At 58.9% G+C, this 17,298-nt stretch carries 18 protein-coding genes; 8 read left to right on the top strand and 10 right to left on the bottom strand.

Annotation, left to right across the window (positions count from 1 at the left end):
* Positions 1 to 1,122: 1,122 nt before the first annotated feature.
* Positions 1,123 to 1,833: an ATP-binding cassette domain-containing protein gene (locus ACUTQW_RS15580; protein WP_004941886.1), complete on the top strand. Its 711-nt coding sequence runs from the start codon at positions 1,123 to 1,125 to the stop codon at positions 1,831 to 1,833.
* 39 nt (positions 1,834 to 1,872) lie between these two features.
* Here ACUTQW_RS15580 and bioD read toward each other — a convergent pair whose 3' ends face one another.
* From bioD to bioB, 4 genes are read right to left on the bottom strand one after another with little or no spacing between them, the layout of a single operon-like run.
* Positions 1,873 to 2,547 (bottom strand): dethiobiotin synthase, encoded by a 675-nt coding sequence (gene bioD / locus ACUTQW_RS15585; RefSeq protein ID WP_020438654.1) that lies wholly within the window; start codon positions 2,545 to 2,547, stop codon positions 1,873 to 1,875.
* A complete protein-coding gene (gene bioC, locus ACUTQW_RS15590) occupies positions 2,540 to 3,307 on the bottom strand; it encodes a malonyl-ACP O-methyltransferase BioC (RefSeq protein ID WP_064798703.1) in 768 nt (255 codons plus the stop codon). The genes bioD and bioC overlap by 8 nt, the downstream gene beginning before the upstream one ends.
* On the bottom strand, positions 3,291 to 4,442 hold the full coding sequence (bioF, locus tag ACUTQW_RS15595) for an 8-amino-7-oxononanoate synthase (protein WP_064798702.1): 1,152 nt from the start codon (positions 4,440 to 4,442) through the stop codon (positions 3,291 to 3,293). The genes bioC and bioF overlap by 17 nt, the downstream gene beginning before the upstream one ends.
* The gene (bioB, locus tag ACUTQW_RS15600; RefSeq protein WP_004941874.1) at positions 4,442 to 5,479 is read right to left on the bottom strand and encodes a biotin synthase BioB; all 1,038 of its coding nucleotides are present in this window, start codon (positions 5,477 to 5,479) and stop codon (positions 4,442 to 4,444) included. The genes bioF and bioB overlap by 1 nt, the downstream gene beginning before the upstream one ends.
* Positions 5,480 to 5,569: 90 nt before the next feature.
* Here bioB and bioA point away from each other — a divergent pair, with 90 nt between their 5' ends.
* Positions 5,570 to 6,844 (top strand): adenosylmethionine--8-amino-7-oxononanoate transaminase, encoded by a 1,275-nt coding sequence (gene bioA / locus ACUTQW_RS15605; protein ID WP_037430409.1) that lies wholly within the window; start codon positions 5,570 to 5,572, stop codon positions 6,842 to 6,844.
* A 4-nt stretch (positions 6,845 to 6,848) separates the two neighbouring features.
* On the opposite strand, the gene ACUTQW_RS15610 is transcribed toward bioA, so the two are convergent.
* Complete coding sequence (locus tag ACUTQW_RS15610) at positions 6,849 to 7,250, bottom strand: YkvA family protein (protein WP_004941868.1); 402 nt, start codon at positions 7,248 to 7,250, stop codon at positions 6,849 to 6,851.
* 165 nt (positions 7,251 to 7,415) lie between these two features.
* On the opposite strand from ACUTQW_RS15610, the gene ACUTQW_RS15615 reads away from it, so the two are divergent.
* Positions 7,416 to 7,898, top strand: coding sequence for a kinase inhibitor (locus ACUTQW_RS15615; RefSeq protein ID WP_006324150.1), 483 nt, complete (start codon positions 7,416 to 7,418; stop codon positions 7,896 to 7,898).
* Between the two features lie 231 nt (positions 7,899 to 8,129).
* Here ACUTQW_RS15615 and pgl read toward each other — a convergent pair whose 3' ends face one another.
* A complete protein-coding gene (gene pgl / locus ACUTQW_RS15620; RefSeq protein ID WP_006324149.1) occupies positions 8,130 to 9,134 on the bottom strand; it encodes a 6-phosphogluconolactonase in 1,005 nt (334 codons plus the stop codon).
* Between the two features lie 178 nt (positions 9,135 to 9,312).
* Here pgl and ACUTQW_RS15625 point away from each other — a divergent pair, with 178 nt between their 5' ends.
* The gene (locus ACUTQW_RS15625) at positions 9,313 to 10,137 is read left to right on the top strand and encodes a pyridoxal phosphatase (protein WP_004941857.1); all 825 of its coding nucleotides are present in this window, start codon (positions 9,313 to 9,315) and stop codon (positions 10,135 to 10,137) included.
* A gap of 32 nt (positions 10,138 to 10,169) precedes the next feature.
* On the opposite strand, the gene modC is transcribed toward ACUTQW_RS15625, so the two are convergent.
* The 4 genes from modC to ACUTQW_RS15645 all read right to left on the bottom strand — a co-directional run bounded on the left by modC (position 10,170) and on the right by ACUTQW_RS15645 (position 13,008).
* Complete coding sequence (gene modC / locus ACUTQW_RS15630; RefSeq protein WP_006324148.1) at positions 10,170 to 11,237, bottom strand: molybdenum ABC transporter ATP-binding protein ModC; 1,068 nt, start codon at positions 11,235 to 11,237, stop codon at positions 10,170 to 10,172.
* Entirely contained in the window at positions 11,238 to 11,927 is a 690-nt protein-coding gene (gene modB / locus ACUTQW_RS15635; protein WP_004941851.1) for a molybdate ABC transporter permease subunit, read from the bottom strand.
* Positions 11,924 to 12,697, bottom strand: a complete 774-nt coding sequence (gene modA / locus ACUTQW_RS15640; RefSeq protein ID WP_006324147.1) for a molybdate ABC transporter substrate-binding protein — start codon at positions 12,695 to 12,697, stop codon at positions 11,924 to 11,926. The genes modB and modA overlap by 4 nt, the downstream gene beginning before the upstream one ends.
* Positions 12,698 to 12,858: 161 nt before the next feature.
* Positions 12,859 to 13,008, bottom strand: coding sequence for an AcrZ family multidrug efflux pump-associated protein (locus ACUTQW_RS15645; RefSeq protein ID WP_004941845.1), 150 nt, complete (start codon positions 13,006 to 13,008; stop codon positions 12,859 to 12,861).
* A 190-nt stretch (positions 13,009 to 13,198) separates the two neighbouring features.
* Here ACUTQW_RS15645 and modE point away from each other — a divergent pair, with 190 nt between their 5' ends.
* The 4 genes from modE to ACUTQW_RS15665 all read left to right on the top strand — a co-directional run bounded on the left by modE (position 13,199) and on the right by ACUTQW_RS15665 (position 17,230).
* Positions 13,199 to 13,990 (top strand): molybdenum-dependent transcriptional regulator, encoded by a 792-nt coding sequence (gene modE / locus ACUTQW_RS15650; RefSeq protein ID WP_006324145.1) that lies wholly within the window; start codon positions 13,199 to 13,201, stop codon positions 13,988 to 13,990.
* A gap of 90 nt (positions 13,991 to 14,080) precedes the next feature.
* Positions 14,081 to 15,553, top strand: a complete 1,473-nt coding sequence (gene modF, locus ACUTQW_RS15655) for a molybdate ABC transporter ATP-binding protein ModF (protein WP_006324143.1) — start codon at positions 14,081 to 14,083, stop codon at positions 15,551 to 15,553.
* Between the two features lie 131 nt (positions 15,554 to 15,684).
* Entirely contained in the window at positions 15,685 to 16,257 is a 573-nt protein-coding gene (locus ACUTQW_RS15660; RefSeq protein ID WP_004941837.1) for a cysteine hydrolase family protein, read from the top strand.
* Positions 16,258 to 16,411: 154 nt separating this feature from the next.
* The gene (locus tag ACUTQW_RS15665) at positions 16,412 to 17,230 is read left to right on the top strand and encodes a CPBP family intramembrane glutamic endopeptidase (RefSeq protein WP_006324141.1); all 819 of its coding nucleotides are present in this window, start codon (positions 16,412 to 16,414) and stop codon (positions 17,228 to 17,230) included.
* The last annotated feature ends 68 nt before the right edge of the window (positions 17,231 to 17,298 follow it).

The raw sequence follows: 17,298 nt of genomic DNA on the forward strand, positions 1-17,298 counted from the left end.
GCGCCGCCTGATGCGCGCCGGCGGGGCGCGGATGCACCGACAGGGTTACAGTCGCGTGACATTTTTATTGTCAATAACTGATTTATCCCCAAAATCCGTCAAAAATTAACTTATTGATAGCACTGCGGCCAAAAATCATACATAGCCACATCATCAATACATTGGTGGCTTGATTTTAGTTAATTTATTGATATTAAACATATTTAATAAAAAGATGAGAATGCGGCCAACGCGAACAGAACCCGCGCCCGCTCTCGCTTTAAACCGCTTTTCTAAATCTAATGCACAAGGTTATCCACAGGAATAGTGGATAACTCCCACCGCCCCGCCCATGACGGGAGTTGCAGAAAGAACGCTTTTTACCGTTTCTCCTCGCCGAAACGGCTTTTTTAGTTATTTTTTCACAAAAAATTCGCTTTGTTTATGCCGATTAATGCTAAACAGCCCCATTGCCAAAAACACATTTATCCCATTTTTGCGCTCATGTGCTGCATCTTGCCGCAACCGGCGAAATAGTTTGCACCATCACTTTTCCTCACAGCACTGCAACAGTGCAAAAATCGTCCGCGTTAACTTTCCACCGCATTTTTGGCCGGGCCGCTGGGCCAGTCTACACCCGACAAACGGTTAACAAGACAATAACATTCCCCCTTTTTTCCCCGATTGTAAAAGTTGGCCTGAGAGTTGCAATATTGTTTAACGGCAAAAGTGAGACCAGGTGAAATATCGGCGTCGGTACGGCAGGATTAACTGCTCTACGTTCAGCGCTAGCCTGGGGCTAAATAACTGGCAATGACACGACAAAGGCGAAAACACGCTGATAAAACGCCATTAACAACCATTTTTGGCTGTAAATCGTTTATTTTTCCTTAACCGTAACTACCTCGTTAAAGGTAGGCATGCAGCATTTTATTCTGGACATTAAGACACTCGGGAAAGAAACCGCCAAGGCGGTTTAAGCAGTAAGGAGTGGATAACGCAGGGAAGTAGACGTTTGATGGCCGTTCCTGCACTGATGCCGGCCGGTGAAATCGGTGTGGTTTTTAGCAGGAACGCGTTACGCCCGTGCCCATTTGGGCACACATCCACGAGTGGAATACGGGTCTTTGAGGAGAGTGCCGGATGTTGAGTTTAAGGTCAGTGAACCAGTTCTACGGGCAAAATCATACCCTGTGGGATATTAACCTGGAGTTACCGCGCGGCCAGTGCACGGTGCTTATCGGCCGTAACGGCGTGGGCAAAACGACGTTGGTCAACTGCATTATGGGGCATTTGCCGGTCGTCAGCGGCAGCATGACCTGGCAGTTGGCGGACGAACCCCCGCAAAATCTGCTGCAGCAGCCGATGGAAAACCGGGCGGCGCTGGGCATCAGTTACGTGCCGCAAGGGCGACAAATCTTCTCGCAGCTCAGCGTGGAGGAGAACCTGCAGGTGGCGCTGATGGCCGGCCGGGACAAAACCCGGCGCATTCCGCCGCTCATTTACAGCCTGTTCCCCAACCTGCGGGAAATGCGCAGCCGCCGGGCCGGCGATTTGTGCGATGGCGAGCAACAGCAACTGGCGATTGGCCGTGCGCTGGTGCTGGAGCCGGAGCTGCTGATCCTCGACGAACCGACCAGCGGAGTACAGCCTTCGATCGCCGCCGATATCGGCAATGCGATCCGCAAACTGAACCGCGAACTGGGCATGACAATCCTTCTGGTGGAACACAAATTGCCGTTTGTGCGCCGCGTAGCGGATCGCTTTTGCCTGATGGATCAGGGCCGCAGTGTGGCGAACGGCACGCTGGAACAGTTGGACGAGGACTTGATCAATGCCTATCTGGCAGTGTAGAAAATGGAGGTGGGGGAATGTCATCTCCCCCTGCCCCATTTACAGCAGACTCAAATCCAGATACGCCCCCAGCGCCTGCCGCTCAGGTTGCGGCAGATGCGGGATCTCCCCCAGCCATGGCGCAGACAGCATACGGCGCAGCGTAGCCAAATATTCCTGATGACGGCGGCCCGGTGCGGTGACGTCGTTGGCAATCCACCCGGCAAGCTGCAACCCCGCCTGCTGGATCGCCTGTGCGGTCAGCACGGCATGGTTAATGCAACCCAGTTTTATCCCTACCACCAGGATCACCGGCAGTTGCTCCTGCTGTACCCAGTCGGCGAAGGTATGCTGCTCGGACAGCGGCGTAAACCAACCGCCAGCCCCTTCGACCAACAGCCAATCGGCCCTTTGCTCCAGGTGACGCAGGCCGGCGGAAAGCCGGGCCAGCTCGATTGGCCGCCCTTCGTCGGCGCTGACAATGTGCGGCGACGTCGGCTCGGCGAACACATAAGGATTCACCTCCGCGTAGCTCAGCGCCACGGCGCTGTTGGCCTGCAATGCCAGCGCGTCGCCATTGCGCAGCCCCTCGGCCGTCATGTCGCTGCCGGAGGCAACCGGCTTGTAACCGGCCGTGCGATACCCCGCCAAATTGGCCGCCTGCAACAAGGCGCTGCTGGCCACGGTTTTGCCCACCTCGGTATCGGTGCCGGTGACGAACCAACGCTTAATCACGATAAATCACTCCATAAACCAGATGATAGCTGAGCGGGAATTGCCCGCCCCGGCGTGGATAGGCGGCCTGTAAAGCGGCAAGCCGCCGACGGGACAGCAAACCGGCTTCGCGTCCCTGATGCAAATGGGTGGCACCGATCCCCTTGAGCGATCGCATCAGCGCCATCACGTCCGGGTAGTTCAAGGTTTGTCGCTCCGTCTCCAGAAGGTGGCGATAGCCGGCACAGGCCGCGTCGATCTGCGCCAACGGCAGAAAGTCGTTCACGTGACGCTCGCCGTCTACCTGCTGCCAGGCGTCGCCCAATTCCGCCAGCGAGCCTTCCGCCAGCGTGGAAAACAAAATCAGGCCCCCCGGCCGGGTGACGCGGTACAGCTCCGCCAACGCGCGCGGCAAATCGCTGCACCATTGCACCACCAGGCTGCTGAAACAGATATCCACCGCGGCCGCAGGCAGCGGCACATTTTCGATATCCCCCAGCAGATAATGGTCCGCAGCCTGCTGCTGGCGGGCGAATGCCAACATGCCCGGCGCCAGATCGAGCGCGGTAACCTGCTTCCCCAATTCGCGCCAGCGGCGGCTGAAGTGCCCGGTGCCGCAGCCTGCGTCGAGCAACCGTTCGCCCCGATGCTCCGCCCCCATCCCCAGCAAGCGCTCACCAACATCACGTTGCAGTACCGCCGCCGAATCATAACTGCCCGCCGCACGACTGAAGGCCGAAGCGACCGCCTGCTTGTTGACCGGCTCAAAGGCTGACGTCATGCAATACCTCCAGCAGGCGATCGATATCCTGCGGTTGATGCGCCGCCGTCAGGGTAATGCGCAGGCGCGCGCCGCCCGGCGGCACCGTTGGCGGGCGAATGGCGCTCACCCACAACCCCTGGCCACGCAGCTGCTGTGCCAGATCGAGCGCGCGCTGGTTGTCGCCCACCAGCAACGGCTGAATGGCGGTCACCGACGCCGTCAGGGCTAACGGCAACTGGGCCGCACCTTGCCGGAAGCGCTGAATATTGTCCTGCAGCCGGGCGCGCAATTCGTCCCCCTGCTGGATGCGCTGCAACGCCGTCTGCAAGGCGCAAGCCTGCGCCGGCGGCATGGCGGTGCTGTAAATCAAATGGCGGGCAAACTGCAGCAGATATTCCGCCGTAGCCTCGTCGCACAGTACCGCCGCGCCGCTGACGCCAAAGGCTTTGCCAAAGGTGACCACCAGCAGTTCGGGCCGCACGCCCTGCTGCCAGCAACTGCCGCGCCCCTGTTCGCCGTGAACGCCGATGCCGTGCGCATCATCGACCATCAGCCAGGCCCCCGCCGCTTGGGTCAGGCGATGCAGCTCCGCCAGGGGGGCACTGTCGCCGTCCATGCTGAACACCCCTTCGGTCACCGCCAGCATCTGGCCACCACAGGATTTTGCCAGCAGGCCGGCCAGCGCCTGCGGCTGATTGTGGCGAAAACGCCGCAGCTGTGCAGGTGAATGGGCGGCCGCCTCCAGCAGCGACGCGTGGCTGAGCCTGTCCGCCAAGATGCGATCGTCCGCCTGCATCAGCGCCGCCAGCAATGCCTGATTGGCGGCATAGCCGGAGATAAACAGCAGCGCACGCGGGTAACCGAGCCACTCCGCCAGTTGCTGTTCCAGCGCCTGATGCGCCGCACAGAACCCGGTGACGTGCCCGGAGCCGCCGCTGCCGACGCCATACTGCCGAGCGCCCTGCTGCCAGGCGGCGATCACCTGCGGATCCTGGCTCAGGCCAAGATAGTCGTTGCCGGAAAAGTTCAGGTAGCGCTCGCCGCCCAACTGAATATGGCGGCCATTGCCGCCCTGATTCACCTGGCGATGACGGTAAGCGGCATTCTGCCGCCGCTCCTCCAGCGCCTGTTCAATACGTTGTTGCCAGCTCATTACAGCGCCGCGTTGTAAAACTCAGCGGTATCGGCATGCAGCAGTTGCTCCGCCAGTACCTGTTGCTGCTGGTTGTCGCCGTGCTCGGTTTCGGTCTGCTGCGGGTTGAGGCCCAGCTTGCGGAACAGTTGCAGATCTTTGTCTTCTTCCGGGTTTGGCGTGGTCAACAGTTTGCAGCCATAGAAGATGGAGTTGGCGCCGGCCATAAAGCACATCGCCTGAGTTTGCTCATTCATTTGTTCGCGACCGGCGGAAAGGCGGACGTAAGAGGCCGGCATCATGATGCGCGCCACCGCGATGGTGCGGATGAAATCGAACGGATCGACGTCATCGTTATCCGCCAACGGCGTGCCTTTTACCTTCACCAGCATGTTGATCGGCACACTCTCCGGCGGTGTCGGCAGGTTAGCCAGTTGCACCAGCAGCCCGGCGCGGTCACGCACCGTCTCACCCAGCCCGACGATGCCGCCGGAACAGACTTTAATGCCCGCCCCGCGCACCTTGTCCAGCGTGTCCAGGCGTTCCTGATAGCTGCGGGTGGTGATGATGTTGCCGTAAAACTCCGGCGAGGTGTCCAGGTTGTGGTTGTAATAATCCAGCCCGGCGTCCGCCAGCCGTTCTGCCTGGGTGTGGTCAAGCGTGCCCAGCGTCATGCAGGTTTCCATGCCCATCGCCTTCACCCCCTGCACCATCTGTTGCAGATAGGGCATATCGCGCTCGTGCGGGTTCTTCCACGCCGCCCCCATGCAGAAGCGGGTCGATCCATTCGCTTTGGCCTTGCGCGCCGATTCCAGTACCTGTTCCACCTGCATCAGCCGCTCCGTCTCAAGACCGGTTTTGTAGCGCGAACTTTGCGGGCAGTATTTGCAGTCTTCCGGACAGGCGCCGGTTTTGATTGATAACAGCGTGCTCACCTGCACCTGGCGCGGGTCAAAATGCCGGCGGTGAACGGTCTGGGCTTCAAACAACAGCTCAAGTAACGGTTTATCAAACAAGGTCTGGGCGAGACCTACTGTCCAGTGAATGCGATCGGCCATCACGGCGTCTCCAAAAATGAAAAAAGTGTCGTCAGTGTAGATATTGTGGATATACTGTCAACCATTACGAATATGATTTGGTTTACAAGTATGTCTATCAGCGCCTCCGACCTTGAATTCGACCAGCGCCATATCTGGCACCCGTACACCTCCATGAGCCATCCGTTGCCCTGCTATCCGGTAGAGGCCGCCAGCGGCGTCGAGCTGCAATTGGCCGACGGCCGGCGCCTGGTAGACGGCATGTCGTCCTGGTGGGCTGCGATCCACGGCTATAACCATCCGCAGTTGAACCTGGCCGCCACCCGGCAACTGGAAAAAATGTCGCACGTGATGTTCGGCGGCATCACCCATCCTGCCGCTATCGCGCTGTGCCGCAGGCTGGTGGAGATGACGCCGGAAGCGCTGCAATGCGTTTTTCTGGCGGATTCCGGCTCGGTGGCCGTCGAAGTGGCGCTGAAGATGGCGCTGCAATACTGGCAGGCCCGTGGGGAACGGCGGCAACGTATTCTGACCCTGCGTCACGGCTATCACGGCGATACCTTCGGTGCGATGTCGGTGTGCGATCCGGACAACTCGATGCACAGTCTGTATCAGGGCTATCTCGCGCCGCACCTGTTCGCCACCGCGCCGCAGTGCCGTTTTGATGAACCCTGGAATGAAAACGACATTGCGCCGTTCGCCACGCTGCTGGAACAGCACGCCGGGGAGATCGCCGCAGTGATTCTGGAGCCGGTGGTGCAAGGCGCAGGAGGGATGCGCATTTACCACCCCACCTACCTCAAGCGGGTGCGCGAGCTGTGCGACCAGCATCGGATACTGCTGATTGCCGATGAAATCGCCACCGGATTTGGCCGCACCGGCAAGCTGTTCGCCTGTGAGCACGCGGAGGTGGTACCGGATATTCTCTGCCTGGGCAAGGCGCTGACCGGCGGTTATATGACGCTATCGGCCACTCTGACCACCCGCCACGTAGCGGAAACCATCAGCAATGGCGCGGCGGGCTGCTTTATGCACGGGCCGACCTTTATGGGCAACCCGCTGGCCTGCGCGGTGGCCGAAGCCAGCCTGTCGCTGTTGGCGGAAAACCATTGGCAGCAGCAGGTCGCCGCCATCGAAACGCAGCTAAAACAGCAGCTATTGCCGCTCCTGTCGCGGCCAAAAGTGGCGGATGTGCGAGTGCTGGGGGCGATTGGCGTGGTGGAAATGCGCGAACCGGTGCACGTGGCACAGTTGCAGCGCGGTTTTGTCGAGCGCGGAGTGTGGATCCGGCCATTCGGCAAGCTGATTTACCTGATGCCGCCTTACATCATTCAGCCTGATCAGCTCAGCCGGTTGACCGCCGCCGTGGCCGCAGCGGCGAGCTAACGGCTTACCAATGCTGGTCCAGATAGCGGGCCAGCAACACCAGACACAGCACCCACAATAAAATGATCATCACCGCCGCCATGCGGCCGGTGGGATTATCGATACGCCGTTGCGCCTTCTCCCGCAGTTCCGCCATCAGCGGCTGGGGGATCAGGCGTACCGCCAGCATGATGCCCAACGGCACGATGATCACGTCGTCCAGATAGCCCAGCACCGGGATAAAGTCCGGGATCAAATCGATAGGCGACACCGCATAACCCGCCACCAGCAGGGCGATCAATTTGGCATACCAGGGGGTGCGCCGATCGCGGGCCGCCAGCCACAGCGCATAAATGTCGCGCTTGATGCCCTTGGCCCAGCGGCGCAGCCAACCAAACCACGGCGTGCGTTTTTTGAATGAAATCATGATTACTTTTATCGATCTGTGAATTATTGATGTCACGTATGTAGCTTCAGCGTTAACGAGGATAACTCATAGATGAGGCGGCTGGCGAGATGCAATGACGCTTGTGTTATCGCGCCAAAAAGATCTAGCTTAGGCATTCAGCTTTTATCGACCCATGGAGTCATTATGAGCTTTCGTTTGTACAGCAACGATCTGCAAGACGGCGCGAAAATGCCGGAGCGCCAGGTGTTTAACGGCATGGGCTATCAGGGCGATAACCTGTCGCCGCATCTGGCCTGGGATGGCGTGCCGGAAGGCACCAAGAGCTTCGTGATGTCGGTGTACGATCCCGATGCCCCGACCGGCTCAGGCTGGTGGCACTGGGTGGTGGCCAATATCCCGGCGCAGACGCGTGAACTGCCGCAGGGCGCAGGCTCCGGCAAAGGCGGTCTGCCGGCCGGCGCTATCCAGACCCGCACCGATTTTGGTTCAGCCGGCTACGGCGGCGCAGCCCCTCCGCAGGGTGAAAGCCATCGCTATCACTTCACGATTCATGCATTGGACGTTGAGAGCATTGAGGTGGATGAAGGTTCCAGCGGCGCGCTGGTCGGCTTTAACGTGCACTTCCACAGCCTTGGCAGCGCCACTCTGACGGTGAAGTACAGCTGATTCTTTGGCAAATAAAAGGCTCTTTCGAGCCTACTTTCCAATAATTCATACCCTATGGATTTCAAGTTGCAGCTAGGCGCCCAGCTCGCTCATCCCCAGGCGCTTACTTCAGCAAGTGACTAGGGTGACAAATCTGCCGGGAGCAGATTTGAACGCTGCTTGCAGCGGCCCCGAAGGGGCGTGGCCCATGGACGGGCCACGTAACTAAATGCAGCCAACACAGAGGCAACTTCAAGTATGACGGGTATCTAACACGCTCACCCACATCGGGCCCTTGCCCACCGGATAACGCGCCAGCGTGGTCAATTTGCCGTTGGTCTGATCGATTTCATAGACGCCGATATGATCGGATTTCTGACCTGCGGCAATCACGAAGCGGCCGCTGTGGTCTATGTTGAAACCGCGTGGTTGCTCTTCGATCGGATGATGGCCGACCGGCGACAGGGTGCTGCCGTCTTCGGACACTCTGAAAATCGTCAGGATGCTGGCTGTGCGGTCGCTGGTGTACAGGAAGCGGCCATTCGGCGTGATGTGGATATCCGCCGCCCAGCGGGTGCCGTCGAAATCGTCCGGCATGATATTCACCGTCTGCGTCAGGGTGTATTTGCTGCCGTTTTCAGTGATGACGAACACGTCTACCGTGCCGTCCAGCTCGTTCACGCAGTAGGCATAGTTGTCATTGTGGTGGAACGCCATATGACGCGGGCCGGCGCCGGTTGCGGTAGCTACCGCGTCCTGCGCGTGCGGCGTCAGTTTGCCTTCCTGACTCAGGTTGAACAGGCGGATGCGATCTTCTTTCAGGCAAGGCACCAGCAGCAACTGATTGGTCGGATCGATATTGGCCGAGTGCGGCGCGGTCAAACCGTCGATCTGCTGAAGGGGTGCCCCTACCACGCCGTCATGGCCGATCGGGCTGACGCTGGCGCAGTTGCCGCTGTAGGACGCGGAGAACAGATAGCGGCCCTGCAAATCGGTGGAAATATGCGTCGGGCTGCCCGGCAGCGGCGCCATGCCGGCCTGTTGCAGTTTACCGTCCGTCTCAATGCGGTAGCTGAGGATACCGAAGGCCGGGCGCACGCCAACGTACAGGTGCGTTTTATCCGGGTGGATCGCCATCGGCTGTACCTGGCCCGGTACGTCGAGGGTCTGCAGCAGCTCCAGTGCGCCGGTGTCATTTAACTGCCACACGTGGATTTGCTGGCTTTCCGGGCTGGCGACATAAACGATTTGCTTCATGTGTTCTCCTTGAAGAGAGTAAAAGAGAAACCGGTTTCAGGTTTATCGGTTTCCCCTAGCTTACCTCACATCGGTGACATAACAACCCCGGGTTGCAGATGAAATCTGTGCAGTTTTATCCATCGCTTATCCGGTGTACCATCGGGTTAGTTTTGTTGCTAACGATAATGAGATCCCTATGAGCTACCGCGTCATTGCCCTCGATCTGGACGGCACCCTGCTGGACAACCAAAAACGCATTTTGCCGCAGTCGCTGGCGGCCCTGGCTGAAGCACGCGCCGCCGGTATCAAAGTGGTGGTGGCCACCGGTCGCCATCATGTGGCGATCCACCCGTTCTATCAGGCGCTGGAAATAGACACACCGGCGATCTGCTGCAACGGCACCTATCTGTATGACTTCCAGCAGAAAAAGGTGTTGGCTGCCGATCCGCTGCAAAAAGAGCAGGCCAGGTTGGTGCTGCAAATGCTGAAACAAAGCGGCATTCACGGCCTGATGTATGTGGACGACGCCATGCTGTATCAGGATACCAGCGGCCACATCACCCGTTCGCTGGCCTGGGCGGAAACCCTACCCCCGGCGCAACGCCCGACGTTGCTTCACGTCAACAGTCTGGTTCAGGCGGTGGATGAGGTGCAGTCGATCTGGAAGTTCGCGACCTCGCACGACGATATTCCCGCGCTGCGCAGCTTCGCCGAAACGGTGGAAAAAGAGCTGGGGCTGGCGTGCGAATGGTCATGGCACGATCAGGTAGATATCGCCAAGGGCGGCAACAGCAAGGGCAAACGCCTGCAACAGTGGGTCGAGTCTCAGGGGCTGAGCATGGATCAGGTGGTGGCCTTCGGGGATAACTACAACGATCTCAGCATGCTGGAAGCGGCCGGTCTGGGCGTAGCCATGGGCAACGCCGATGACGCTATCAAACAGCGCGCCGATCTGGTGATCGCCGATCATCTGCAACCCGGCATCGCCGACGTGATCCGCACGCGAGTGCTGGGCCAGTAACGCCTTCGCCCTCCCCTGCGGGAGGGCCGTATTCAGCGCGCCTCGCGGCTGATCGACACGCTTTTCACCTGCGCATACAGCCACTGGCCCGGCCGGATCGCCAGCTCGTCACGCGCCCACGGCGTAATGCGCGCCCACAGAACGCTTTCCCCCACCGCCAGCTTCACTTCCACTTGCCCGTCGGCCTCCAGACACTCGGTCACCCTGGCCGGCAAAACGTTGCGAATGCTGCTGTTAACCGGCGGCTGCAAGATCAGCGAAACGTCGGCGGCATTGATGCGGATACGCAGTTGCGCCCCCAATGGGGCATCGACACCGCTGACCCACAGGCGTTGATCGCCCAGCGCCAGGGCGGTCATGGCATAGCGGGAGTGATGTTCGATCACGCTGACGCGCAACACGCTGCTTTGATCTTCCCGCTGTAACCAGGGCCGCAGCGCACTGCTGGCCCAAACCTCTTCCAGCCCGCCGAATGCCCGCACCTGGCCGTTATCCAGCACCATCACCTGTTCCGCCAGACGCAGGATTTCGTCCATGCTGTGGCTGACGTAGAGGATCGGGATATTGACGTCCTGCGCCAGCCGCTCCAGGTACGGCAACAGTTCGCGCTTGCGCGGCAGATCCAGCGACGCCAGCGGTTCGTCCATCAACAGCAGCTCCGGGGCGGTCAGCAAGGCGCGACCAATCGCCACCCGTTGTTTTTCACCGCCGGACAAGGTCAGCGGCAGGCGGTTGAGCAAGGGGCCGATGCCCAACAGCTCAACGATGCCGTCGAACTGCGAGCGCATGCCGGCCGCCATGCCGTATTGCAGGTTGCCGCGCACCCGGTAATGCGGGAACAGACGCGCGTCCTGAAACACGTAGCCGATGCGGCGTTTTTCCGGCGGCAGGCACAAGCCGCTGGCGGTATCCGCCAGCGTGCGACCATTGAGCGCTATGCGCCCCTGTTGCAAACGCGTCAGGCCGCCAATGGCGTTGATTAAGGAGGTTTTACCGGCACCGGACAGGCCAAAAATGGCGGTAATGCCCTGGGCGGGCAGATCCGCGCGCACGTTGAGGTTGAGATCGCCGAGGCGTTGGGAAAAATCCAGCTCCAGCATTTAGATACCCATCCGTTTGCGGCCCCAGCGGGCCAGCCACTCGGAAACCATCAGTGAAACCAGCGACAACGCTATGGCAATGACGCACAGACGCGCGGCGGCGGCTTCCGCCCCCGGCGTTTCAATCAGGGTATACATCGCCAGCGGAATGGTGCGCGTTTCGCCGGGAATATTGGATACAAAGGTAATGGTGGCGCCGAACTCCCCCAGCGAGCGGGCGAACCCCAGCACCACACCGACGATGACCCCAGGCAGCGACAGCGGCAGCGTAATGGTGAAAAACACCCGCCACGGGTTGGCACCCAGAGTGCGGGCAGCCTGTTCGAGGCGGGTATCCACCGCCTCCAGCGCCAGCCGGATGGCACGCACCATCAGCGGAAACGCCACCACGGCGGACGCCAACGCCGCACCGCGCCAGCTAAAGCTGAAACTGAAACCGAACCAGTCATACAGCCATTCGCCAATCACCCCGCGCCGCCCCATGGCGATCAGCAGTATATAGCCGACCACCACCGGCGGCAGCACCAGCGGCAGGTGGATAATACTGTCCAACAGCGATTTGCCGGGGAAACGGCAACGCACCAGGATCCAGGCCATCAGAATGCCGAAAGGCAAGCTGCAAACTACCGCCACGGCGGACACTTTCAGGCTCAGTTCAACGGCCTGCCACTCGTACTCACTCAGAATCATTTACGCGGGGAGAATCCATAATGGTGAAAAATAGCCGCCGCTTCCGGGCTTTTCAGATAGTTATAAAAAGCGCTGACGGCCGGTGTTTGATGGCCTTTAACCAACGCCATCGGGTATTCAACCGGTTTGTGGCTGTCTTCCGGGAAGACGCCCACCACGCTGACTTTATCACTGGCTACCGCATCTGAGCCATAAACAATGCCCAACGGCGCTTCGCCGCGCTCTACCAGCGCCATTGCGCTGCGTACGTTGTTGGCCCGTGCCAGTTTTGGCTCCAGCGCGGTCCAAACGCCGAGATTCTGCAAGGCTTCTTTGGCGTAGATCCCCGCCGGTACGTGGTCCGGATCGCCCACCGCCAGGCGGCCGCCGTTCAACAGTTTCGCCCAGTCGGTCTGTTTGTTAAGCGTAATGTTATCCTGTTTGCCGTCTTTGGCGGCGATCAGCACCAGTTCGTTGCCCAACAGCGTATACCGCGTCTCCTTGACCATCTGCTGTTTGTCGATGGCGTAGTCCATCCACTGCTGATCGGCGGAGATAAACAGATCGGCCGGCGCGCCCTGCTCAATCTGGCGTGCCAGCGTTGAAGAAGAGGCAAATGAAGAAACCACCTGCACATCCTTGCCTTTCTGATACTGGGTCGCGATATCCTGCAGCGCATTCGTCAGCGATGCCGCCGCAAAAACAGTAATTTTCTCTGCCGCAGACGCCTGCATGACCATACCGGATGCCAATACAATACCGCCGACCCATTTAGTCCATTGCTGTTTCATGGTGTTCTCCGCAAGTTAATGTGCAATATCACTCTTCGTTATATAAAAAATAATATAACGTTGTGCGGAAGCTTGTCATGCGGTTTATCGGCAGGGGAAGACATAACTTGAGACACCCGCCGAACGGCGCCGGCGGGCGTTGAGATGGGGATGGCTGACGATCAGTGCTGAGTGCGGTTTTCTTTCGAGCGGCCCACTTTGGAGAAAATGTTGAACACTTCCGCCAAACCGTAGATCAGGCCGAGAATGATCGCCATAACCACCGGCACCATTACCACAGCGAACAGCAAACTTTTCAATAATTCCAACATGGTAGCCTCACTTAACTGCCCATTGAGCGGCAATGAACACCGCTACGTAGCGCCATTTTAAACCAAAATAGCGGCTAAAACGGAGTTATTTTAAACATCAGGTGAAATTTGTAACCGGCCAAACGTGCCATTTTGGCGCTTTGCCGGTAAATCGGCGACAATAAGGCTTTTGCAGCCGACAGGACGCGTTATGCAGGCCGAAATCCTCCTTACCCTAAAACTCCAGCAAAAACTGTTCGCCGATCCACGCCGCATCGCGCTGCTCAAGCAGGTCCGGCATACCGGCTCCATCAGCCAGGGCGCGAAACTGGCGGGTATCAGCTATAAAAGCGCCTGGGACGCCATTAACGAAATGAACCAGCTGGCGGAGCAAACGGTGGTCGAACGCGCCACCGGCGGCAAAGGCGGCGGCGGCGCTCAGGTCACCCATTACGGTGAGCGGCTGATCCAATTATACGATCTGCTGGGCCAAATCCAGCAAAAAGCCTTCGACGTATTGCAGCAAGACAACCTGCCGCTCGACAGCCTGCTGGCGGCAATTTCCCGCTTTTCGCTGCAAACCAGCGCGCGTAATCAGTTCTTCGGCACCGTCATCGAACGCGACCACCGGCAGGTTCAGCAGCATCTGGAGATTTTACTGAGCGATGGAACAACCCGTCTCAGCGCAGCTCTCACCCAACAAAGCGCCGACCGGCTGCAGCTCGCCCCCGGCAAGGAAGTATTGGCGCTGATTAAAGCGCCATGGGTGAAGCTGAATACCGATCCGGCCCTCGTCGGGGCAGCGGACAATGCGCTGGCGGGCGTGGTGGCCAGCATCCAGCCGGGCGCCGATCACAGCGAAGTGCTGGTGACGTTGGCGGGCGGCGAAACCCTGTGCGCCACGGTAGCCAATCAGGAACTGCAACAGCTTAAATTGCAACCCGGCAGCGCGGTGCACGCCCTGTTCAACGCCGACCGGGTGATTGTCGCCACGTTGTGCTAAACGCAACGTAACGTTGCGTTTTTGCCGATTGACTTCACCCGCCAATACGCCTATTTCTAAATCAAACAATTGCACAATAAGGAATAGGTAATGTCATCGTTGCACATTTCGCAAGGTTCATTTCGCTTAAGCGATACCCGAACCCTGACGCTGGATGCGCTGGAGATTCGGTCTGGCGACAGTTGGGCCTTTGTCGGCGCCAACGGCAGCGGAAAATCCGCCCTGGCGCGCGCGTTGGCCGATGAGCTGGTGCTGCTGAGCGGCGAACGCCGCAGCGATTTCAGCCGCCAGGTGCGCATCTCCTTCGAACAGTTGCAAAAACTGGTCAGCGACGAATGGCAACGCAACAATACCGACCTGCTCAGCCCCGGCGAAGAAGACACCGGCCGCACCGCGGCGGAAATCATTCAAGAAGAAGTGAAAGATCCGGAACGCTGCGCGCAACTGGCCGCACAGTTTGGCATCACTGCGCTGCTGACGCGCCGTTTCAAGTACCTTTCCACGGGCGAAACGCGCAAAACCCTGCTGTGCCGGGCGTTAATGCCGCAGCCCGACTTGCTGATCCTGGATGAACCCTTCGACGGGCTCGACGTGAATTCCCGCGCCCAATTGGCCGCGCTGCTGAACGATCTCTCCGGGCACGGCTATACCCTGGTACTGGTGCTCAACCGTTTTGACGAGGTGCCGGACTTTATCCGGCAGGTGGGGGTGCTGGCAGATTGCACTCTCGCAAGCCAGGGCACGCGCCAACAGGTGATGGCGGACGCGCTGGTGGCGCAATTGGCGCACAGCGAGAATCTGGATGGCCTGGCGCTGCCGGAAACCGAGGATCCGGCCCAAAAATCCCCCTTGCCGACGGATCAACCGTTAATCGTGCTGCATGACGGGGTGGTCAGTTACAACGATCGCCCCATCCTTAATCATCTCGACTGGCAGGTTAACCCCGGTGAGCACTGGCAGATCGTCGGTCCTAACGGTGCAGGTAAATCCACCCTGCTCAGCCTGATCACCGGCGATCATCCACAAGGTTACAGCAACGATCTTACCCTGTTCGGCCGCCGCCGCGGCAGCGGAGAAACCATCTGGGATATCAAACGCCACATCGGCTACGTCAGCAGCAGCCTGCATCTGGACTACCGTGTCAGCTCAAGCGTACGCAACGTGATCCTGTCCGGATTTTTCGACTCCATCGGCATCTATCAGGCCGTGTCTGACCGGCAGCAGCAATTGGCCGACCAATGGCTGGCGCTGTTGGGGTTGGGCGGCTCCCGCGGCGATACGCCGTTTCACAGCCTGTCCTGGGGCCAGCAGCGGCTGGCGTTGATCGCCCGTGCGCTGGTCAAGCATCCGGCGTTGCTGATCCTCGACGAACCTTTGCAGGGGCTGGATCCGCTCAATCGCCAACTGGTGCGCCGCTTTGTCGACGTGCTGATCGGCCAGGGTGCCACCCAACTGCTGTTTGTTTCCCACCATGCGGAAGACGCGCCACAGTGCATTACCCACCGCCTGAGCTTCTTGCCCGACGGTGACGGTTACCGCTATCAGCAGGAGCAGCTTGCCTGACATTCTGGATAATCCTGCGGAGGGGTGGCCCTGCCACTCATCCGATGACATATCCGGCAACACTTCCTGCGTAACACATCTCAGTGGGCCTTTTATCATAAAGGGATGAAGGATTCATTTTTGGAGAGGCTATGTCCGCCGCACTGATTATTATCGATCTGATCGAGGATCTGATTGGCCCCAAGGGGCGCGCGAATCACTGTCATGAACAGGTGGTGGCGCATAACCTGATTGCCAACACCAATGTCGCTGCGGCCTATGCGCGGGTACGCAAAATTCCGGTGATTTGGGTGCGCGTGGGTTTTGCCGACGATTATCACGATATCCCGCCCCATTCTCCGCTGTTCAACCACCTTAAGCAGATCGGCGCTCTGCGTTTGAGCAGCCCCGGTTGCCAATGGGACAAGGCTTTACAGGTGTTGCCGGTGGATTTTCAGTTCGAAAAGAACGCCGTTTCCGCTTTTGCCGGTAACAATTTGTTAGCCTGGTTGCAGCAGCATCGTTGCCATCACCTGTTGCTGGGAGGCGTTAGCACCCCGCTGGCGATTGAAAGCACCGCACGGCAGGCTCACGACGCAGGTTTTCAGGTTACCGTATTGCAGGATTTGTGCGCGGCGCCGAGCGAGGAGATACACCAGCAAAGCCTGGATATTTTGCAAAACCTGGCGGAAATCACCCGTTCGCAGGCCTGGATGAAAGGGTAAATCAGACAGTTGCCGAATAAGCTCACTTCAGATCACTGTCCGGACCTTTGCTGTAACCTCTCTATGTTACTATTCGTCATAGCGCTCAACTTCGCCATACTCACACGCCGCACAGGCATTGAGCGCCGTGTGCATATTTTAAAGGGATAGAGTTATGTGGGGCGTACTTTCGATTTCGTTATTCTTTTTGCCATTTAACCGGCTGATTGCCTGGTTGGTTCTGGCCGCATCGGCGGGCATGGGGATGTACCACGGGGTGTTGACCCCGCTGAGTCTGGGCTGTGTGTTGGTCATTGTCGCTTTGGCGGGCCTGCGGCACCATTTCCGCGCCCAACGTAATCTGGCGGGGCTGCTGGAAGTGTTGGTGGTGGCAAGCTGCGTGGCGCTATTCCTGCACCTGGTGCCGGGGTTCCATAACCAGTTGATGATCGACGGTGAAAAACCCGGCCCGCTCAGCGCGCCGTTCACCATGTATTACAATTTCGACAAAGCGCTGGTGCCATTCCTGCTGTTCGCCTGCCTGCCGACGTTGTTTGCCGCTGAAACCGGTAAAAGCGCCGGTAAAACCGGTTGGATCGCGCTGATACTGGCAGTGCCTGCCTTACTGCTGGTGGCCGTAGCCCTCGGTGGCCTAAAGATTGAGCCGCACGCACCGGACTGGATCCTGGCGTTTGTGATGGCCAATCTGTTCTTTGTCTGTATGGCGGAAGAAGCACTGTTTCGCGGTTATCTGCAGCAACGCCTCAGCCAGTGGCTGGGCGCCTGGCCCGCATTGATTATCGCAGCACTGGTGTTTGGTGCCGCGCACCTGGCCGGCGGCATGCTGATGGTGGCATTCGCCACGCTCGCCGGGTTGATTTACGGCCTGGCGTGGATGTGGAGCGGCCGCCTGTGGGTGCCGATCCTGTTCCATTTTGGGCTTAATCTGACGCACCTGCTGTTATTCACTTATCCAGTGTATCAACATCCCTGACCTTCTCAGCCGGCAGGAGTCCTTCTGCCGGCGTTATGGATGAAAACGCTATCATCCAACTTATTGCC

This window comes from Serratia sp. TSA_7 (genome assembly GCF_052692135.1).

Bases quoted from the DNA above. Each gene is read 5' to 3' on its own strand.
- modE (WP_006324145.1), top strand. From the start codon at position 13,199: ATGCAGGCCGAAATCCTCCTTACCCTAAAACTCCAGCAAAAACTGTTC.
- modF (WP_006324143.1), top strand. From the start codon at position 14,081: ATGTCATCGTTGCACATTTCGCAAGGTTCATTTCGCTTAAGCGATACC.
- bioA (WP_037430409.1), top strand. From the start codon at position 5,570: ATGTCTATCAGCGCCTCCGACCTTGAATTCGACCAGCGCCATATCTGG.
- ACUTQW_RS15645 (WP_004941845.1), bottom strand. From the start codon at position 13,008: ATGTTGGAATTATTGAAAAGTTTGCTGTTCGCTGTGGTAATGGTGCCG.
- ACUTQW_RS15610 (WP_004941868.1), bottom strand. From the start codon at position 7,250: ATGATTTCATTCAAAAAACGCACGCCGTGGTTTGGTTGGCTGCGCCGC.
- ACUTQW_RS15665 (WP_006324141.1), top strand. From the start codon at position 16,412: ATGTGGGGCGTACTTTCGATTTCGTTATTCTTTTTGCCATTTAACCGG.
- modA (WP_006324147.1), bottom strand. From the start codon at position 12,697: ATGAAACAGCAATGGACTAAATGGGTCGGCGGTATTGTATTGGCATCC.
- modB (WP_004941851.1), bottom strand. From the start codon at position 11,927: ATGATTCTGAGTGAGTACGAGTGGCAGGCCGTTGAACTGAGCCTGAAA.
- ACUTQW_RS15660 (WP_004941837.1), top strand. From the start codon at position 15,685: ATGTCCGCCGCACTGATTATTATCGATCTGATCGAGGATCTGATTGGC.
- ACUTQW_RS15580 (WP_004941886.1), top strand. From the start codon at position 1,123: ATGTTGAGTTTAAGGTCAGTGAACCAGTTCTACGGGCAAAATCATACC.
- bioC (WP_064798703.1), bottom strand. From the start codon at position 3,307: ATGACGTCAGCCTTTGAGCCGGTCAACAAGCAGGCGGTCGCTTCGGCC.
- ACUTQW_RS15615 (WP_006324150.1), top strand. From the start codon at position 7,416: ATGAGCTTTCGTTTGTACAGCAACGATCTGCAAGACGGCGCGAAAATG.
- bioF (WP_064798702.1), bottom strand. From the start codon at position 4,442: ATGAGCTGGCAACAACGTATTGAACAGGCGCTGGAGGAGCGGCGGCAG.
- pgl (WP_006324149.1), bottom strand. From the start codon at position 9,134: ATGAAGCAAATCGTTTATGTCGCCAGCCCGGAAAGCCAGCAAATCCAC.
- modC (WP_006324148.1), bottom strand. From the start codon at position 11,237: ATGCTGGAGCTGGATTTTTCCCAACGCCTCGGCGATCTCAACCTCAAC.
- bioB (WP_004941874.1), bottom strand. From the start codon at position 5,479: ATGGCCGATCGCATTCACTGGACAGTAGGTCTCGCCCAGACCTTGTTT.
- ACUTQW_RS15625 (WP_004941857.1), top strand. From the start codon at position 9,313: ATGAGCTACCGCGTCATTGCCCTCGATCTGGACGGCACCCTGCTGGAC.